The sequence below is a fragment of the Kosakonia sp. ML.JS2a genome, assembly GCF_025642095.1.
GTDB lineage: Bacteria > Pseudomonadota > Gammaproteobacteria > Enterobacterales > Enterobacteriaceae.
In genome coordinates, this window is sequence record NZ_CP106754.1 from 2,387,595 (window position 1) to 2,406,608 (window position 19,014).

Sequence of the window (19,014 nt, forward strand, 5' to 3'; positions counted from 1 at the left end):
GGAAGACCCAGTGAGTTGTTCGGTCAACCAGTGCATCTACCCCTTAATACCTCGTGCGCGACAAAGCAACATATAATTTTGCCAGGTAATGAATAAAGTCCTTATTTATCATTAAGATAAAAAATAGAAAATGATAACTCTTTGGTAGTACTCCGTCATTTTGACGCCGAAATGAAGATCTGACGGCTTGATCGCCATCAATTCTCTTTGTCTTTGTGGGGGTTACCTTCGCGACAAATCCAGCAATGTCGATTTAGCAAGAGAGCCGAACAGGCTCCAACAGGAGAACACCCGATGAGTAAATTCCTGGACCGGTTTCGCTACTTCAAACAGAAGGGCGAAACCTTTGCCGACGGGCACGGCCAGCTGTTAAACACCAACCGGGACTGGGAGGATGGATACCGAAGCCGCTGGCAGCACGATAAAGTCGTGCGCTCAACCCACGGTGTAAACTGCACCGGTTCATGCAGTTGGCAGATTTTCGTCAAAAACGGTCTGGTCACTTGGGAAACCCAGCAGACTGACTACCCCCGCACCCGCCCGGATATGCCGAACCATGAGCCTCGCGGCTGCCCTCGCGGCGCCAGCTACTCCTGGTACCTCTACAGTGCAAACCGCCTGAAATACCCTCTGATGCGTAAACGCCTGATTGCATTGTGGCGCGAAGCAAAAGCGAAGCACAGTGATCCGGTTAATGCCTGGGCGTCAATTATCGAAGACGCCGATAAAGCAAAAAGCTTTAAACAGGCGCGTGGTCGCGGCGGTTTCGTTCGCTCTTCCTGGCAGGAAGTGAATGAGCTCATCGCGGCATCCAACGTTTATACCGTGAAAACCTACGGTCCGGACCGCGTAGCGGGCTTCTCGCCAATCCCGGCGATGTCGATGGTTTCTTATGCTTCCGGCGCGCGTTATCTGTCGCTGCTCGGCGGTACCTGCCTCAGTTTTTATGACTGGTACTGCGACCTGCCACCTGCATCGCCGCAGACCTGGGGCGAACAGACCGATGTGCCGGAATCCGCTGACTGGTACAACTCCAGTTATATTCTCGCATGGGGCTCCAACGTTCCGCAGACCCGTACACCGGATGCGCATTTCTTTACCGAAGTGCGCTACAAAGGCACCAAAACCGTTGCCATTACGCCGGATTACGCCGAAATCGCCAAACTGTGCGACTTGTGGCTGGCGCCAAAGCAGGGTACCGATGCCGCGATGGCGCTGGCCATGGGCCACGTCATGTTGCGCAAGTTCCACCTGGATAAACCGAGCCAGTACTTCACCGATTACGTGCGTCGCTACACCGATATGCCGATGCTGGTGATGCTTGAAGAGCGTGAAGGCTACTACGCTGCGGGTCGCATGCTGCGCGCTGCGGATCTGGTGGATGCGCTGGGTCAGGAAAACAACCCGGAATGGAAAACTGTGGCACTGGATAACCAGGGCAATGTGGTGGTGCCAAACGGCTCTATCGGTTTCCGCTGGGGTGAAAAGGGCAAGTGGAACCTTGAACAACGCGACGGCGGCAATGGCGCTGACGTCGAGCTGAGCCTGAGTCTGCTCGGCAAGCATGATGAGGTGGCAGAGGTTGGCTTCCCGTATTTCGGCGGAGACAGCACCGCGCACTTTGCCAGTGTTGAGCTGGACAATGTACTGATGCACAAACTGCCGGTGAAACGCCTGCAACTGGCGGATGGTTCGACGGCGCTGGTGACCAGCGTTTACGATCTGACCATGGCGAACTACGGTCTGGATCGTGGCCTTGGTGACGACAACTGCGCCACTCGCTACGACGAAATCAAGGCGTATACGCCGGCCTGGGCGGAGAAAATCACCGGTGTTCCGCAGTCGCAGATTATTCGTATTGCGCGCGAGTTTGCCGATAACGCGGACAAAACGCACGGCCGTTCGATGATTATCGTCGGCGCCGGGATGAACCACTGGTATCACCTCGATATGAACTATCGCGGTCTGATCAATATGCTGATCTTCTGTGGTTGCGTAGGGCAAAGCGGCGGCGGCTGGGCGCACTATGTCGGCCAGGAAAAACTGCGTCCGCAGACCGGCTGGCAGCCGTTGGCGTTTGCCCTCGACTGGCAACGTCCGGCGCGCCATATGAACAGTACCTCTTATTTCTACAACCACTCCAGCCAGTGGCGTTACGAGACGGTCACTGCGCAGGAGTTCCTGTCGCCGATGGCGGACAAATCCCGCTATACCGGTCATCTGATTGACTTCAACGTTCGCGCTGAACGTATGGGCTGGTTGCCGTCTGCGCCGCAGTTAGGCACTAACCCGCTGCGGATTGCTGCCGAAGCAGAAAAAGCCGGGATGAGTGCGGTGGATTACACCGTCAAATCCCTGAAAGAGGGCTCTTTGCGTTTTGCCGCTGAACAGCCGGAAAATGGCAAAAACCATCCGCGCAATCTGTTTATCTGGCGTTCGAACCTGTTGGGTTCCTCCGGTAAAGGCCATGAATTTATGCTCAAGTACCTGCTGGGGACGGAGCACGGTATTCAGGGCAAAGATCTGGGTAAACAGGGCGGCGTGAAACCGGAAGAGGTGGAATGGCATGACAACGGTCTCGATGGCAAGCTGGATCTGGTGGTGACGCTGGACTTCCGTCTTTCGAGTACCTGTCTCTACTCCGATATCGTGCTGCCGACGGCGACGTGGTATGAAAAAGACGACATGAATACCTCGGATATGCATCCGTTTATTCATCCGCTCTCTGCTGCGGTTGACCCTGCATGGGAATCCAAAAGCGACTGGGAAATTTACAAAGGGATCGCAAAATCCTTCTCTGAGCTCTGTGTCGGTCATCTTGGTAAAGAAACCGATGTGGTCACGCTGCCTATCCAGCACGACTCGGCTGCCGAACTGGCGCAACCGCTGGGCGTGAAGGACTGGAAAAAAGGCGAATGCGACCTGATCCCGGGTAAAACGGCGCCGCACATTATCCCGGTGGAGCGTGATTACCCGGCAACGTACGAACGTTTTACCTCTATCGGCCCGCTGATGGAGAAAATCGGCAACGGCGGTAAAGGCATTGCCTGGAATACCCAGAGCGAAATGGATCTGCTGCGCAAGCTGAATTACACCAAAGCAGAGGGCCCGGCGAAAGGCCAGCCGATGCTGAACAGCGCAATTGATGCGGCCGAAATGATCCTAACGCTGGCACCGGAAACCAACGGTAATGTGGCGGTAAAAGCCTGGGCGGCGCTCAGTGAATTCACCGGTCGTGACCACACGCATCTGGCGACGAATAAACAGGAAGAGAAAATTCGCTTCCGCGATATTCAGGCCCAGCCGCGTAAAATTATCTCCAGCCCGACCTGGTCAGGTCTGGAAGATGAGCACGTCTCCTATAACGCCGGTTATACCAACGTTCATGAGCTGATCCCATGGCGTACGCTCTCCGGTCGTCAGCAGCTGTATCAGGATCATCAGTGGATGCGCGATTTTGGTGAGAGCCTGCTGGTGTATCGTCCGCCCATTGATACCCGCTCAGTGAAAGAAGTGCTGGGCGTGAAAGCGAACGGTAATCCGGAAAAAGCCCTTAACTTCCTGACGCCGCACCAGAAGTGGGGTATCCACTCGACGTACAGCGATAACTTGCTGATGCTGACGCTGGGCCGCGGCGGACCGGTAGTCTGGTTGAGCGAGACCGATGCCAAAGAGATGGGCGTTGCGGATAACGACTGGATCGAAGTCTTCAACAGCAATGGCGCGCTGACCGCGCGTGCAGTGGTGAGCCAGCGTGTGCCCGCCGGTATGACGATGATGTACCACGCGCAGGAACGCATTGTGAACCTGCCGGGATCTGAAATTACCGGACAGCGCGGTGGTATCCATAACTCCGTCACCCGTATTACCCCGAAACCGACGCATATGATTGGCGGCTACGCCCAACTGGCTTATGGCTTCAACTATTACGGTACAGTCGGTTCCAACCGCGATGAGTTCGTGGTGGTGCGTAAGATGAAGAACATTAACTGGTTGGATGGCGAAGGCAATGACCAGATACAGGAGAGCGCAAAATGAAAATTCGTTCACAAGTCGGCATGGTGCTGAATCTCGATAAATGCATCGGCTGTCATACCTGTTCAGTCACCTGTAAAAACGTCTGGACCAGCCGTGAAGGGATGGAGTACGCGTGGTTTAACAACGTAGAAACCAAACCGGGCACCGGCTTTCCGACCAACTGGGAAGACCAGGAAAAATGGAAAGGCGGCTGGATCCGTAAAATCAACGGCAAACTGCAACCGCGCATGGGTAACCGTGCGCTGCTGCTCGGTAAAATCTTCTCTAACCCGCATATGCCGGAAATTGATGATTATTACGAGCCATTCGACTTTGATTACCAGAACCTGCATAACGCGCCAGAAAGCAAACATCAGCCGATCGCGCGCCCGCGTTCATTGATTACCGGCCAGCGGATGAACAAAATCACCGCTGGTCCGAACTGGGAAGATGACCTGGGCGGTGAATTCGAAAAACTGAGCAAAGATCAGAACTTCGAAAACATGCAGAAGGCGATGTACGGTCAGTTTGAAAACACCTTCATGATGTATTTGCCGCGTCTGTGTGAACATTGTCTGAACCCGGCGTGTGTGGCGACCTGCCCGAGCGGTGCTATCTACAAGCGTGAAGAAGATGGCATTGTGCTGATCGATCAGGATAAATGCCGTGGCTGGCGTATGTGTGTTACCGGTTGCCCGTACAAAAAAATCTACTTCAACTGGAAGAGCGGTAAATCCGAGAAGTGCATTTTCTGTTACCCGCGAATTGAAGCCGGGATGCCGACCGTCTGTTCCGAAACCTGCGTAGGGCGTATTCGCTACCTCGGCGTACTGCTGTATGACGCGGATGCGATTGAACACGCAGCCAGCACGGAAAACGAGAAAGACCTGTATCAGCGTCAGCTTGACGTGTTCCTCGATCCTAACGACCCGAACGTGATTGCCCAGGCGCTGAAGGATGGCGTACCGCAAAGCGTTATCGATGCGGCGCAGAAATCGCCGGTTTACAAAATGGCGATGGACTGGAAACTGGCGCTGCCGCTGCATCCGGAATACCGCACATTGCCGATGGTCTGGTATGTGCCGCCTCTGTCACCGATCCAGTCTGCTGCGGATGCCGGTGAACTGGGCAGCAACGGTATTCTGCCGGACGTAGAAAGCCTGCGTATCCCGGTGCAGTATCTTGCCAACCTGCTGACGGCGGGTGATACCGAACCGGTGTTGCTGGCGCTGAAACGCATGCTGGCAATGCGTCACTTCAAACGTGCCGAAACGGTAGACGGTGTGGAAGATACCCGTGCTCTGGAAGCGGTCGGGCTGACGAAGGCGCAGGCGCAGGAGATGTACCGCTATCTGGCCATTGCCAACTATGAAGATCGCTTTGTGGTGCCGTCCAGCCATCGCGAGCTGGCGCGTGAGGCCTTCCCGGAGAAAAACGGTTGTGGCTTTAGCTTCGGCGACGGTTGCCACGGTTCAGACAGCAAATCAAACCTGTTCAACAGCCGCCGTATCGACGCTGTGGATGTCACGATTAAAACGGAGCCGCACCCATGATTGAACTGGTGGTCATTTCCCGTTTGCTGGAGTACCCGGATGTTACCTTGTGGCAGCATCAACAGGAGGTAGTAGAGGCACTGGCGTCGGGTGAAAACCTGGCGTCCGACGACGTGCAGCAGGTGGTGAGTTTCTTTCGTGAGTTAACATCACAAACCTTACTGGATGCGCAAGCCAGCTATAGCGAGCTGTTTGATCGTGGGCGCGCCACGTCGCTGCTGCTCTTCGAGCATGTGCATGGCGAGTCCCGCGATCGTGGCCAGGCGATGGTGGATCTGCTGGCGCAGTATGAGCGTCACGGTCTGCAACTCGACAGCCGTGAATTACCGGATCATCTGCCGCTCTATCTGGAGTACCTGGCTCAGTTGCCGTTTACCGAAGCGATTGGCGGCTTGCAGGATATTGCGCCCATCCTCGCGCTGCTGCAGGCGCGTTTGCAGCAGCGGGAAAGCGCTTACGCCACATTGTTCACCGCGTTGCTGACGTTGAGCAAAACCGTGGTGGATAACGGGCAGGTCGCTGAAAAAATTGCCGGTGAAGCGCGCGATGATACGCCGCAGGCGCTGGATGCCGTATGGGAAGAAGAGCAGGTGAAATTCTTCGCGGAGCAGGGCTGTGGCGACTCCGATATTACTGCACATCAGCGCCGTTTTGCGGGGGCTGTCGCCCCGCAATATCTGAATATCACAACAGGAGGAGAGCGCTAATGCACTTCCTAAATATGTTCTTCTTTGACATCTATCCGTACATTGCCGGTGCGGTATTTCTGGTGGGTAGCTGGCTGCGTTATGACTACGGTCAGTACACATGGCGCGCGGGCTCCAGTCAGATGCTGGATCGCAAAGGGATGAACCTGGCCTCGAACCTGTTCCATATCGGTATTCTGGGGATTTTTGCCGGGCATTTCCTTGGCATGCTGACGCCGCACTGGATGTACGAGTCGTTTCTGCCGATTGAAGTGAAACAGAAAATGGCCATGATCGGCGGCGGCGCAAGCGGAGTGCTGTGTCTGGTTGGCGGTTTACTGCTATTGAAACGCCGTCTGTTTAATCCGCGTATTCGTGCGACCTCAACGGCGGCGGATATCCTGATCATGACGTTGTTGATGGTGCAGTGTGCATTAGGTCTGTTGACCATTCCCTTCTCTGCGCAACATATGGATGGCAGCGAGATGATGAAGCTGGTGGGCTGGGCGCAATCGGTGGTGACATTCCACGGTGGCGCGTCTGCGCATCTTGATGGTGTGGCGTTTATTTATCGTGTGCACCTGGTGTTGGGAATGACCCTGTTTGTGTTGTTCCCGTTCTCGCGTCTGGTGCATATCTGGAGCGCGCCGGTCGAATACTTAACACGTAAGTACCAGATAGTCCGCGCGCGTCGCTAATCGTTGACTAACCCCGCCGCGGCGGGGTTTTTTATGACTGACGCGTGGTGTGGGTAACCGCCGCGTTGCTGCGCTCGCCCCAACCGAGATTGTTGCCTGCGGCAGCCAACAGAATGAATCCACCGCCGAACATCTGCACGAAGCTGAGTGTATGACCAAACAACACCGCATCCACCACAATCGCAACCAGCGGATAGATAAACGACAGTGAGCCAATGAGCGGCGTCGGCAATTGCTGTAACGCGCCGTAGAGCAACTGGTACATCAGGCCGGTGTGCACGATCCCAAGTGTCAGCAAAATCCCCCAGGGAAATGCCCCGCTAAACGTGGGCAGATGCGCCATCGGCAGTAGCATCACGGTGCCGGTCAGGACCTGAATCAGGGCGATATGTTGTGGCGGCAGCGGCTTCAGATGGCGGGTAATCAGTGCCGTTACGGCATAGAAAAAGGCGGCGCCAAGCGCCATGGCGATGCCGGTCAGCCACTGTGCATCAGGATGGTGTAATTCACTGAGTAAGAGCAGTACCACGCCGGAGAAGGCCACCAGTAGCCATCCCCATTTAACCAGGCTAACGCGCTCGCCCAGCAGCATACTCATCAATACCAGCATAAATGGTTGCGTGTTATAGACCACGGTGGCCAGTCCCATGGAGATGCGGCTGTAGGCGGCAAACAGTAGCAACCAGTTGATCACCAATGCGACGCCGCCCAGGATGGCGAGCAATAACACCGGGTATGAAAGGCTTTTGAAGGGGTGATTACCGTAGCGAATCACCAGAAATAATGCGCCAGCACCAAACAGGCAACGCCAGAACACCACATCAATCACGGGTAATCCGCTTAGCAGTACAAATGCACCAATTGACCCGGATATCAGCATGGCAAGGCTCATTTGCCAGACGCCACGGGGGATCGTTTTCATTTTTCATCTCCAGAACAGGGTGTGCATATTGTCGAAAATCAGCGGTCAGGTTTACAGAGATGATGTAAGGTGGGTGATGAATTCTTCCTTTAATAATTAGGGAAAAGAGATGGATTACCTTATTGATGATATCGACCGCGCCATCCTGACCTGCCTGACTGAGGATGCCCGGCAGTCGCTAAAAGTATTGAGTGCGCGCGTAGGATTAACATCGCCCAGTACCGCAGAGCGCGTGAAGCGCCTGGAAGAGCGCGGTGTGATCGAGGGGTATGGTGCGCGAATCAACCTTGCTGCGCTGGATTATCAACTGCAGGCGCTGGTGCGCGTCAGACCGATGCCGGGAATGCTGCAAAAGGTAGATAAAATGATTCAGGCGCTGCCAGAGTGCATTGAATGCGACAAAGTGACGGGGGAGGACTGCTTCGTTATGCGACTGGTGGTGCGCTCTATCGAGCAACTGGATGCCTTGCTCGACAGCATTGCCGAATACGCACAGTGCAATACGTCAATCGTAAAAAGTACACCGGTTAAAAGAAGGCTGCCGCCGATTTGAAAGGGACTTGTTGTTCGACGGTTCTCGTCCTTCCCCGTGAAGCAGAACATTAAGGAAAAGCAGAGATAAAAGCAGCGGGAATATATAGAAGATGGTGGTGGGGGAAGGATAACTCGTCACTGCGTTCCTCGCCCTTCGGGTCGTTGCCTGCGGCAACGCTCACTCGCTGTCGCTCGGGTCGAACCTTAGTCGAAGGTTCTCGTCCTTCCCCGTGAGGCAGAATATAGGGAGAAGCAGAGACATAAAGCAGCGGGAATATATAGAAGATGGTGGTGGGGGAAGGATAACTCGTCACTGCGTTCCTCGCCCTTCGGGTCGTTGCCTGCGGCAACGCTCACTCGCTGTCGCTCGGGTCGAACCTTAATCGAAGGTTCTCGTCCTCCCCCGTGAAGCAGAATATAAGGGAAAAGCGGAATTATAAAATAACGGGAACGTATGGAGGATGGTGGTGGGGGAAGGATTCGAACCTTCGAAGTCGATGACGGCAGATTTACAGTCTGCTCCCTTTGGCCGCTCGGGAACCCCACCAGGGGTAATACATATTGTGATTCAGGATAGAAATGGTGGTGGGGGAAGGATTCGAACCTTCGAAGTCGATGACGGCAGATTTACAGTCTGCTCCCTTTGGCCGCTCGGGAACCCCACCACGGGGTAAAGCTAATGACTACTGACCTGCTCCCATCTCGGGAAGCGCGGCGCATCATACCAAATGACGCGCCGCTGTAAAGCGTTCAATCGCGAAAAACAAACTGGTTGTCTGCTTTTTGCACGTAATGGTGTAAAGGCAAACAATTCAATCCGTTAATGATTACAGAATAATCGTCCGATTGCCGTAAACGAACACACGTTGCGCCAATACCTGATACAACGCACGGCTCAACACGTTTTTCTCAACGTCACGGCCTGCGCGCATCATATCTTCAGCGGTGTAAGTGTGATCCACATGGATAACGTCCTGCATAATGATGGGACCTTCATCCAGATTATCATTCACATAGTGAGCCGTTGCGCCAATGATCTTCACACCACGCTCATAGGCCTGATGATAAGGACGCGCACCAATAAATGCCGGCAGGAACGAATGGTGAATATTGATGATCTTATTCGGGAAGCGGGAGACAAACTCCGGTGTCAGTACGCGCATATACTTCGCCAGCACCACATAATCCGGCTGATGTGCTTCAATCGCCTGCGCCATCAGGTTGTCATGCGCTTCGCGTGTTAAACCTTCGTGGCTCACCAGTTCGAAAGGAATATCAAAGCGCTCAACCAGTGAACGCAATGTCTCGTGATTGCCAATAACGGCCGCGATATCAACATCCAGTCCGCCATAATTGGCTTTCATTAACAGATCGCCAAGACAATGCGCCTCTTTCGTCACCAGAATCACGACCCGGCGGCGACCAGCGGGATTCAATTCACGTACGGACCCTTCCGGGAGTGCGCTATCAAGATCCGCCAGCAGTGTCGCGTCATTAAAAATGCCTTCCAGTTCGGTACGCATAAAGAAACGGCCGGTACGGTGATCCACGAATTCGTTGTTCTGCACGATATTGAGTTCGTGCTTGTAACAGATGTTGGTGATGCGCGCGATGAGCCCTTTCTGGTCAGGACAGATAGTACGCAGAATTTTTCGTTGTAATGAGTGCATTGCCGGGTAAATCCTGTTGATGATGTTTGCTATGAGGTGCTGCTCGCCTTACTGGCCACAGCACTTTTTGAATTTTTTGCCTGACCCGCAAGGGCAGGGATCGTTACGGCCAAATTGTGGACGCGCGCCGTCGATATAATACCACTGGCCGTTCTCCTTTAAGAACCGGGAACGCTCTATAATCGCCCCTGGCTTGCCTTGCTCGCTAAAACGCGCCACAAAACTGACATAACCTTCATTATCATTTTCGCCGCAAGCGTGTTCAAATACGGTTAAACCCAGCCAGGTGGTATGAGCAAAACCGGATTCGATATGCTGACGAAAATCCTCGGCTCCACAGGAGGGATGCCAGGTTTTAATCAGATATTCTGCCTGGCGTAACACGAAAGCTGTATAACGCGAACGCATCAGGTGCGAAGGCGTGGGAGCATGCTGTGCGCCAGACAGATAAGGCTGGCAACATAGGCTATACTCCAGAGCGCTACCGCAAGGACAAGATTGAGACAAAATAGCATTCCTGGAACAAAAATAACGGCGCGATTGCGTCAGGGTAGCGATATGTTAACTGAGCCGTAGCGCTGTGGCTACAGTAAGCCGGGGGAAGTGAAACACGCGTAATGAGAAGGGTAAAAGTTGGTTTGGCGCTTGGATCTGGCGCCGCCAGGGGCTGGGCCCATATTGGTGTGATTAACGCATTGCAGCGCGCGGGTGTTGAGATTGACATTGTCGCCGGGTGTTCCATAGGGTCATTGGTTGGCGCGGCGTATGCGTGCGGCCGGTTACCGGCACTCGAGAAATGGGTACGTTCCTTCCGCTATTGGGATGTGCTGCGACTGATGGATCTCTCATGGCAACGTGGCGGATTGCTACGCGGTGAACGCGTGTTCAGCCAGTACCGCGCATTACTGCCATTCGCGGATTTTGGGCACTGCCGTATGAAATTTGGCGCCGTGGCCACTAACCTCAGCACCGGACGCGAACTCTGGTTTACCGAAGGCGATTTGCATCATGCTGTGCGCGCGTCTTGCAGTATGCCCGGGTTGATGTCTCCGGTTGCACATAATGGTTACTGGCTGGTGGATGGTGCTGTTGTCAACCCGGTGCCGGTTTCGCTCACGCGTGCCTTAGGCGCAGATATTGTTATTGCTGTGGATCTGCAACATGATGCGCACTTAATGCAGCAGGATCTACTGTCGGTAAACCTGACCACAAGTGACAGCGACAGTGAAAGTGGCGCGGCACTGCGCTGGCATCAGCGCCTGCGCGAACGACTGGGGCGTATCACGCCTAAACGCCCGGTAGCACCGACGGCGATGGAAATCATGAGCACATCCATTCAGGTGCTGGAAAACCGCTTAAAACGCAACCGTATGGCAGGCGACCCGCCTGATATTCTGCTGCAACCTCTATGCCCGCAAATCTCGACCCTCGATTTTCATCGTGCCGATGCGGCCATCGCCGCGGGACAGATGGCGGTCGAAAAGAAAATAGATGAGCTACTACCGCTGGTTCGGCCAGTGGCGTAAACATAATTTAAAAGACTTCAGCAAATTCTGACAGGCGATAATCGGCGAAGCATGCCACTATTGATCTATCGTCAGGCAGGGGAGATGAAATGACGCAGCCGTTGGCCGGAAAACAGATACTGATAGTTGAAGACGAGCCCGTTTTCCGCTCGCTGCTGGACTCATGGTTGTGTTCGCTCGGCGCGACTACGTTGCTGGCGGAAGATGGCGTCGGCGCGCTGGAGCATACGGCGACGGCAAAAGCTGACCTGATTATCTGCGACCTTGCTATGCCGCGCATGAATGGTCTGACGTTGATTGAACATTTACGCAACCATGGCGATCAGACGCCGATTCTGGTTATCTCCGCCACTGAAAACATGGCTGATATCGCTAAAGCACTGCGGCTTGGCGTACAGGATGTGGTTCTTAAGCCGGTAAAAGATCTTAATCGCTTAAAAGAAACCCTGTTTGCCTGCATTTATCCCAACATGTTTAATTCTCGCGTCGAGGAAGAAGAGCGCCTTTTCCAGGACTGGGATGCATTGGTGGGGAATCCACAGGCTGCGGCAAAATTGCTGCAGGAGTTACAACCGCCGGTGCAACAAGTCATTTCCCAGTGCCGGATAAATTATCGCCAACTGGTTTCCGCCGATCGCCCTGGCCTGGTGCTCGATATTGCCCCGATTTCAGGTCAGGACTTAGCTTTTTATTGCCTGGATGTGACAAGAGCAGGGAATAATGGCGTGCTGGCTGCCTTATTGCTTCGTGCGCTATTTAACGGATTACTACAGGAACAGTTGTCGCATCAGCGTCAGCGTCTTCCGGAAATGGGCTCTTTGCTCAAACAGGTAAACCAATTACTGCATCAGGCAAATTTACCCGGGCAATTCCCATTATTAGTGGGTTATTACCATAGTGAACTTAAGAACTTAATATTAGTTTCAGCTGGTCTTAATGCCACGTTAAATACCAGTGAACATCAAATTCAAATCAGCAACGGTGTGCCGCTCGGTACATTGGGTAATGCTTACCTTAACCAATTGAGCCAACGCTGTGACGCCTGGCAATGCCAGGTATGGGGCGCTGGCGGGCGTCTTCGCTTAATGTTGAGTGCGGAATGAGCAATCGCATCACACTTTGCAGATAGCTTTACCTGTCGGTTAAAACGAGTGGTACTATCGCCGCAGATTATGCGTATTAATCCTAATTAGCTGCAACCGCGTCCTTTTCAGACCTGGTCGTTGGGGTGGTGCTGATATACTCAGACGCGAGTTAATTCATGAACATGTTCAAAGCATGAACAGTCCAGGAGATTTTCAATGGCTGCAATAAATTCGAAAGTGACTAAAGCAGTAATCCCGGTAGCGGGGTTGGGAACCAGGATGTTACCAGCGACCAAGGCAATTCCTAAAGAGATGTTGCCGCTGGTTGATAAGCCATTAATTCAGTACGTGGTCAATGAATGTATTGCTGCGGGTATTACTGAAATCGTTCTGGTCACCCATTCATCCAAAAACTCTATCGAAAACCATTTCGATACCAGCTTCGAGCTTGAGGCGATGCTGGAAAAACGTGTCAAACGTCAGTTGCTGGAAGAGGTGCAGTCTATTTGCCCACCGCACGTTACTATTATGCAGGTTCGTCAGGGGCTGGCAAAAGGCCTCGGCCACGCCGTGCTGTGTGCGCACCCTGTCGTCGGTAATGAGCCTGTCGCCGTTATCCTGCCGGACGTTATTCTTGATGAGTTCGAATCCGATCTTTCCCAGGATAATCTGGCTGAAATGATTAAACGCTTTGACGAGACCGGTGCCAGCCAGATCATGGTTGAGCCTGTTGATGACGTAACGGCGTACGGTGTTGTTGACTGTAAAGGCGCGACGCTGAATCCCGGTGACAGCGTGCCGATGGTCGGTGTCGTAGAGAAACCAAAAGCGAACGTCGCACCGTCTAATCTTGCTGTGGTTGGTCGTTATGTCCTGAGCGCTGAGATTTGGCCGCTGCTGGCGAAAACCCCTCCGGGAGCAGGCGATGAAATTCAGCTGACGGATGCTATTGATATGCTGATCGAAAAAGAAACGGTTGAAGCCTATCATATGAAAGGCAAAAGCCACGACTGCGGTAATAAACTCGGTTACATGCGCGCATTTGTAGAATACGGTATTCGTCACAATACGCTGGGTGAAGAATTTAAAGCCTGGCTGGAAGATACGGTGGGTACAGGGAAAGCATAATCTACTTCCCCTGTCGGAATTAAGCCGGAGAGAATAGCGTGCTGCGCTGATTATCTCCGGCTTTTTTATTTCTGACTGTTTCCGAACGAAGAAGAACGCGGCACTGCTGAGAAACAAACGGCACAAAACAATAAAAAGTGGCGCAGAGTTTAAACAATAAGCGTCTGGTGACGGATTGATATGAAGCTCAGCATTATATTATGAAGAAATTGTGGAGATATGTGGCGGGCGTCAAAAAAAAACCCGCCAGCGGCGGGTTTTCTGAAACCTGATGAAATTACTCAGCAAGCAGGAAGTCTTCCAGTTTCTTGCCTTGTTCATCCATTGCTTTTTTGATAACAGCCGGAGTACGGCCCTGACCAGTCCAGGTTTTGGATTCGCCGTTTTCATCAATGTAAGCATATTTAGCCGGACGTGCAGCGCGTTTTGCTTTTGTCCCGGTTTTCGCTGCAGCCATGCTGTTCAGCAGTTCTGTCGGGTCAATACCATCAGCAATCAGCATATCGCGATATTGCTGCAGTTTACGGGTACGCTCTTCAACTTCAGCGGCAGCAGCGCTTTCTTCCTCACGGCGCTCATTTACCACAACTTCTAATTTTTCCAGCATTTCTTCGAGCGTTTCCAGAGTGCATTCTCTTGCCTGCGCACGAAGAGTACGGATGTTGTTCAGAATTTTAAGTGCTTCGCTCATTGTAGTAATCTCAAACTTATATTGGGGTGGTTTGTTGGGCTAATAATAGAGCGTTAATTTGACCAGTGCAATAGCTGTGAATGTAAGGAATTCAAAAATTGCTCTTTATTTTGTCGTTTTATAAATATCGCTAACTTAAATTTTACTTGAAGAAACGCACAAAAAAGCACTTATACCATCCGTAAACACTGATGTTGTCGTTGCGCCTCTGGTGGTTTTTTGTGATTAATCTGAGTGGGGTTATAGTCATAATGGATAAATAACGACCTCGTTAATTCCGTATAGCTAATGTGCTCACATGCTTAAAATATTAATAATTTCTGGATCATAAGGTCGGAAACACTGGATTTAAATCATTTGTAAGATCATGAATTTGTAGACCTGTTTCTTTGGCAGTAACAATCGCATTGATTAACAATTGCTATATCTGTAAGCAAAGAAAAGAGCAGGGGGTTACCTTAGACGCGCAGTGGCTCCCGGTTTGTCAGATAAAATATGGTACAATCGCTAACAGTAATATCACACTTTGATTGGGGTTTTGCGCGCAATGGCACAACTTTATTTCTACTATTCAGCGATGAATGCGGGGAAATCTACGGCTTTACTACAGTCCTCTTACAATTACCAGGAAAGAGGTATGCGTACAGTGGTCTACACGGCAGAAATTGACGATCGTTTTGGCTCGGGAAAGGTGAGTTCGCGTATTGGATTATCCTCACCCGCCCGTTTGTTTAATCCACAATCATCGTTGTTTGAGGAAATTAAAGCCGAGCACGAACGCGAAGCGGTACATTGTGTACTGATTGATGAATGTCAGTTCCTTTCACGGGAACAGGTGTACGCGCTTTCAGAAGTCGTCGATCAACTGGATATTCCGGTGCTCTGTTATGGTTTACGCACCGATTTTCGCGGCGAGTTGTTTGTCGGCAGCCAGTATTTACTCGCATGGTCAGATAAGCTGGTAGAGCTGAAAACAATCTGCTTCTGTGGACGTAAGGCCAGTATGGTGCTGCGTCTGGATCAAACAGGGCGGCCTTACAATGAAGGCGAGCAGGTGGTTATTGGTGGCAATGAGCGCTATGTTTCCGTGTGCCGCAAACACTATAAAGAAGCGCTGGTAGAGGGCTCTCTGACCGCAATTCAGGCGCGAGGACGGAAGTAAGAGCGATGCTGCGCCAGGTGCTCTTTGTGCGGGGTTTGAGGCATGAATGACGTAGCTGCAGGCCCGACGTAATAACATCATCGCAGCAGATCTCTTTATGCTCAGTTGGCTTTGTATGCTGTAAACGCGACAGCGCCAAAACCTGTCGCAGATCTGTGCATTATCAGGCTGGTGTAATACAGCAATAAAAAAACCCGCCATCAGGCGGGTTTTTTGTCAGACTAAGCCATTAAGCCATTAAGCCATTAAGCCATTAAGCCATTAAGCCATTAAGCCATTAAGCCATTAAGCCATTAAGCCATTAAGCCATTTTTTTGGCTTTCTTGTCCGCTTTTGCCGGGGTCTCTGCTTTAGCTGCAGCAGGTTCACCTTCATTGAACTCACGGCCGTAGAACGTATCCAGCAGGATTTGTTTCAGCTCGGAGATCAGTGGGTAACGCGGGTTGGCACCGGTGCACTGGTCATCAAATGCATCTTCAGACAGTTTGTCCACGTTGGCCAGGAAGTCTGCTTCCTGAACGCCCGCTTCGCGAATGGATTTCGGAATGCCCAGTTCAGCTTTGATGCTTTCCAGCCAGGTCAGCAGTTTCTCAATCTTCGCAGCGGTACGGTCACCGGCAGCAGTCAGACCCAGATGGTCAGCAATTTCTGCGTAGCGACGGCGAGCCTGCGGACGGTCGTACTGGCTGAATGCAGTCTGTTTAGTCGGGTTATCGTTCGCGTTATAACGAATAACGTTACAAATCAGCAGGGCGTTAGCCAGGCCGTGCGGAATGTGGAACTGAGAACCCAGTTTGTGCGCCATAGAGTGACACACCCCGAGGAAGGCGTTAGCAAACGCGATACCTGCGATGGTTGCAGCACTATGAACACGTTCACGAGCAACCGGGTTTTTAGACCCTTCGTTGTAAGAAGCCGGCAGGTTTTCTTTCAACAGCTTCAGCGCTTGCAGCGCCTGACCATCAGAGAACTCAGAAGCCAGTACGGACACGTAAGCTTCCAGAGCGTGGGTTACCGCATCCAGACCACCGAACGCACACAGTGATTTCGGCATATCCATCACCAGGTTGGCATCAACGATGGCCATATCCGGGGTCAGGGCATAGTCAGCCAGCGGGTATTTCTGGCCAGTTGCATCGTCAGTTACCACGGCAAACGGTGTAACTTCAGAACCGGTACCGGAAGTGGTAGTGATAGCGATCATTTTCGCTTTCACGCCCATTTTCGGGAACTTGTAGATACGTTTACGGATGTCCATAAAGCGCAGCGCCAGCTCTTCGAAATGGGTTTCCGGGTGTTCGTACATTACCCACATGATTTTGGCTGCGTCCATCGGGGAACCGCCGCCCAGCGCGATGATCACGTCCGGTTTGAAGGAGTTCGCCAGCTCAGCGCCTTTGCGTACGATAGTCAGCGTCGGGTCAGCTTCAACTTCGAAGAACACTTCAGTTTCCACGCCAGCCGCTTTCAGAACAGAGGTGATCTGGTCTGCGTAACCGTTGTTAAACAGGAAACGGTCGGTCACGATAAGTGCGCGTTTGTGACCATCAGTAATCACTTCATCCAGCGCGATTGGCAGTGAGCCACGGCGGAAGTAGATAGATTTCGGAAGTTTGTGCCACAACATGTTTTCAGCTCGCTTAGCAACGGTTTTCTTGTTGATCAGGTGTTTCGGACCAACGTTTTCAGAGATGGAGTTACCACCCCAGGAACCACAACCCAGAGTCAGGGAAGGCGCGAGTTTGAAGTTATACAGGTCACCGATACCACCCTGAGAAGCCGGGGTGTTAATCAGGATACGTGCGGTTTTCATTTTCTGACCGAAATGTGCAACGCGTTCCGGCTGGTTATCCTGGTCGGTGTACAGACAGGATGTATGACCGATACCGCCCATTGCGACCAGTTTCTCCGCTTTTTCTACCGCATCTTCGAAATCTTTCGCGCGATACATTGCCAGCGTCGGAGAGAGTTTTTCGTGAGCGAAAGGCTCGCTTTCGTCAACGACTTTCACTTCACCAATCAGGATCTTGGTCGTTGTCGGAACGGTGAAACCGGCAAGTTCAGCAATTTTATAAGCCGGTTGACCGACGATGGCTGCGTTGAGTGCGCCATTTTTCAGAATGATATCCTGAACCGCTTTCAGCTCTTTACCTTGCAGCAGGTAGCCGCCATGGCTGGCGAAACGTTCGCGAACAGCATCATAAACGGAGTCAACAACAACGACAGACTGTTCAGAAGCACAGATAACGCCGTTATCGAAGGTTTTGGACATCAGAACAGAAGCCACGGCGCGTTTGATATCAGCCGTTTCATCAATCACAACCGGAGTGTTGCCTGCGCCCACGCCGATAGCCGGTTTACCGGAGCTGTATGCTGCTTTCACCATGCCCGGGCCGCCAGTGGCCAGAATCAGGTTGATGTCAGGGTGATGCATCAGCGCGTTAGACAGTTCAACAGAAGGCTGATCAATCCAGCCGATCAGATCTTTCGGCGCGCCTGCAGCGATAGCCGCTTGCAGTACGATATCCGCCGCTTTATTGGTCGCATCTTTAGCACGCGGATGCGGGGAGAAAATGATGGCGTTGCGGGTCTTCAGGCTAATCAGTGATTTGAAGATAGCAGTAGACGTTGGGTTAGTGGTCGGGACGATACCGCAAATAATGCCGATAGGTTCAGCAATGGTGATGGTGCCGAAAGTGTCATCTTCAGACAGCACGCCACAGGTTTTCTCGTCTTTATAGGCGTTGTAGATATACTCAGAAGCAAAGTGGTTTTTAATCACTTTATCTTCGACGATACCCATACCGGATTCGGCAACGGCCATTTTAGCGAGGGGGATTCGAGCATCTGCGGCAGCCAGGGCGGCGGCACGGAAGATTTTATCTACTTGCTCTTGAGTAAAGTTGGCATATTCACGCTGGGCTTTCTTCACGCGTTCAACGAGTGCGTTAAGTTCAGCGACATTAGTAACAGCCATAATGCTCTCCTGATAATGTTAAACTCTTTTAGTAAACCAGCTGTCCAATACGAGAGTATAGACAGACCGGCTGCAGGTTGCGTAAATTACAGAAAAACAGATACTTAACGCCTAACCACATGCCACTGATTTACTGAAAGAGCCTCAACGCAATAGCGCTTTTTTTACTTTCTTTAGGTGACACCAGACTACCTGGTTTTAGGTAGTATTAGCGTGATCTACGTCAAATTTCGGTGACGCTGACACCTTTCAGCAAGGTCGTTTTTGGGCGTTTGTATCAAATGTTAATGGCATCTGACTGAGCGCCCTCTAAGATTATCACAATTCCCACAACTGAATAACATGTTGTATTGCCGTTGATTTCG

14 protein-coding genes, 2 tRNA genes and 2 other RNA genes are annotated in these 19,014 nt (G+C 52.1%); 9 read left to right on the forward strand and 9 right to left on the reverse strand.

Features of this window, described 5'->3' with window-relative positions; genetic code table 11:
- The first annotated feature begins 294 nt into the window (after positions 1 to 294).
- Genes N7922_RS11465 through narI form a run of 4 tightly spaced genes read left to right on the forward strand, consistent with a single transcriptional unit; the run spans position 295 to position 6,954 of the window.
- Positions 295 to 4,038, forward strand: a complete 3,744-nt coding sequence (locus N7922_RS11465) for a nitrate reductase subunit alpha (protein ID WP_263100645.1) — start codon at positions 295 to 297, stop codon at positions 4,036 to 4,038.
- Positions 4,035 to 5,570 carry a nitrate reductase subunit beta gene (narH, locus tag N7922_RS11470; RefSeq protein WP_263100646.1) on the forward strand — a complete coding sequence of 512 codons (1,536 nt, stop codon included), beginning with the start codon at positions 4,035 to 4,037 and terminating at the stop codon, positions 5,568 to 5,570. Before N7922_RS11465 ends, narH begins: the two co-directional genes overlap by 4 nt.
- Positions 5,567 to 6,277: a nitrate reductase molybdenum cofactor assembly chaperone gene (gene narJ / locus N7922_RS11475; protein WP_263100647.1), complete on the forward strand. Its 711-nt coding sequence runs from the start codon at positions 5,567 to 5,569 to the stop codon at positions 6,275 to 6,277. The genes narH and narJ overlap by 4 nt, the downstream gene beginning before the upstream one ends.
- Positions 6,277 to 6,954 carry a respiratory nitrate reductase subunit gamma gene (gene narI / locus N7922_RS11480; protein ID WP_088237649.1) on the forward strand — a complete coding sequence of 226 codons (678 nt, stop codon included), beginning with the start codon at positions 6,277 to 6,279 and terminating at the stop codon, positions 6,952 to 6,954. The genes narJ and narI overlap by 1 nt, the downstream gene beginning before the upstream one ends.
- A gap of 31 nt (positions 6,955 to 6,985) precedes the next feature.
- On the opposite strand, the gene N7922_RS11485 is transcribed toward narI, so the two are convergent.
- Positions 6,986 to 7,876: a DMT family transporter gene (locus N7922_RS11485; RefSeq protein ID WP_263100648.1), complete on the reverse strand. Its 891-nt coding sequence runs from the start codon at positions 7,874 to 7,876 to the stop codon at positions 6,986 to 6,988.
- A gap of 109 nt (positions 7,877 to 7,985) precedes the next feature.
- Here N7922_RS11485 and N7922_RS11490 point away from each other — a divergent pair, with 109 nt between their 5' ends.
- Positions 7,986 to 8,429, forward strand: a complete 444-nt coding sequence (locus N7922_RS11490; RefSeq protein ID WP_263100649.1) for an Lrp/AsnC family transcriptional regulator — start codon at positions 7,986 to 7,988, stop codon at positions 8,427 to 8,429.
- A gap of 92 nt (positions 8,430 to 8,521) precedes the next feature.
- On the opposite strand, the gene N7922_RS11495 is transcribed toward N7922_RS11490, so the two are convergent.
- The 6 genes from N7922_RS11495 to N7922_RS11520 form a co-directional block, all read right to left on the reverse strand.
- Positions 8,522 to 8,653, reverse strand: a non-coding RNA gene (locus tag N7922_RS11495) — RtT sRNA.
- Between the two features lie 43 nt (positions 8,654 to 8,696).
- Positions 8,697 to 8,828, reverse strand: a non-coding RNA gene (locus N7922_RS11500) — RtT sRNA.
- A 44-nt stretch (positions 8,829 to 8,872) separates the two neighbouring features.
- Positions 8,873 to 8,957 (reverse strand) — tRNA-Tyr (locus tag N7922_RS11505).
- 33 nt (positions 8,958 to 8,990) lie between these two features.
- Positions 8,991 to 9,075, reverse strand: a tRNA-Tyr gene (locus N7922_RS11510).
- A gap of 162 nt (positions 9,076 to 9,237) precedes the next feature.
- The gene (gene purU, locus N7922_RS11515; RefSeq protein ID WP_061496269.1) at positions 9,238 to 10,080 is read right to left on the reverse strand and encodes a formyltetrahydrofolate deformylase; all 843 of its coding nucleotides are present in this window, start codon (positions 10,078 to 10,080) and stop codon (positions 9,238 to 9,240) included.
- A gap of 48 nt (positions 10,081 to 10,128) precedes the next feature.
- A complete protein-coding gene (locus tag N7922_RS11520) occupies positions 10,129 to 10,587 on the reverse strand; it encodes a YchJ family protein (RefSeq protein ID WP_263100650.1) in 459 nt (152 codons plus the stop codon).
- A 110-nt stretch (positions 10,588 to 10,697) separates the two neighbouring features.
- Between N7922_RS11520 and rssA the strand changes: the two genes are divergently transcribed.
- The 3 genes from rssA to galU all read left to right on the forward strand — a co-directional run bounded on the left by rssA (position 10,698) and on the right by galU (position 13,819).
- Positions 10,698 to 11,606, forward strand: coding sequence for a patatin-like phospholipase RssA (gene rssA, locus N7922_RS11525; protein ID WP_263100651.1), 909 nt, complete (start codon positions 10,698 to 10,700; stop codon positions 11,604 to 11,606).
- An 89-nt stretch (positions 11,607 to 11,695) separates the two neighbouring features.
- Positions 11,696 to 12,709, forward strand: a complete 1,014-nt coding sequence (gene rssB / locus N7922_RS11530; RefSeq protein ID WP_263100652.1) for a two-component system response regulator RssB — start codon at positions 11,696 to 11,698, stop codon at positions 12,707 to 12,709.
- Positions 12,710 to 12,907: 198 nt separating this feature from the next.
- Complete coding sequence (gene galU / locus N7922_RS11535; RefSeq protein WP_263100653.1) at positions 12,908 to 13,819, forward strand: UTP--glucose-1-phosphate uridylyltransferase GalU; 912 nt, start codon at positions 12,908 to 12,910, stop codon at positions 13,817 to 13,819.
- A gap of 277 nt (positions 13,820 to 14,096) precedes the next feature.
- Here galU and hns read toward each other — a convergent pair whose 3' ends face one another.
- Complete coding sequence (gene hns / locus N7922_RS11540) at positions 14,097 to 14,510, reverse strand: histone-like nucleoid-structuring protein H-NS (protein ID WP_061496261.1); 414 nt, start codon at positions 14,508 to 14,510, stop codon at positions 14,097 to 14,099.
- Positions 14,511 to 15,057: 547 nt separating this feature from the next.
- Between hns and tdk the strand changes: the two genes are divergently transcribed.
- Positions 15,058 to 15,672: a thymidine kinase gene (tdk, locus tag N7922_RS11545; RefSeq protein WP_061496259.1), complete on the forward strand. Its 615-nt coding sequence runs from the start codon at positions 15,058 to 15,060 to the stop codon at positions 15,670 to 15,672.
- Between the two features lie 301 nt (positions 15,673 to 15,973).
- Here tdk and adhE read toward each other — a convergent pair whose 3' ends face one another.
- Complete coding sequence (gene adhE / locus N7922_RS11550) at positions 15,974 to 18,649, reverse strand: bifunctional acetaldehyde-CoA/alcohol dehydrogenase (protein WP_263100654.1); 2,676 nt, start codon at positions 18,647 to 18,649, stop codon at positions 15,974 to 15,976.
- Positions 18,650 to 19,014 lie beyond the last annotated feature (365 nt).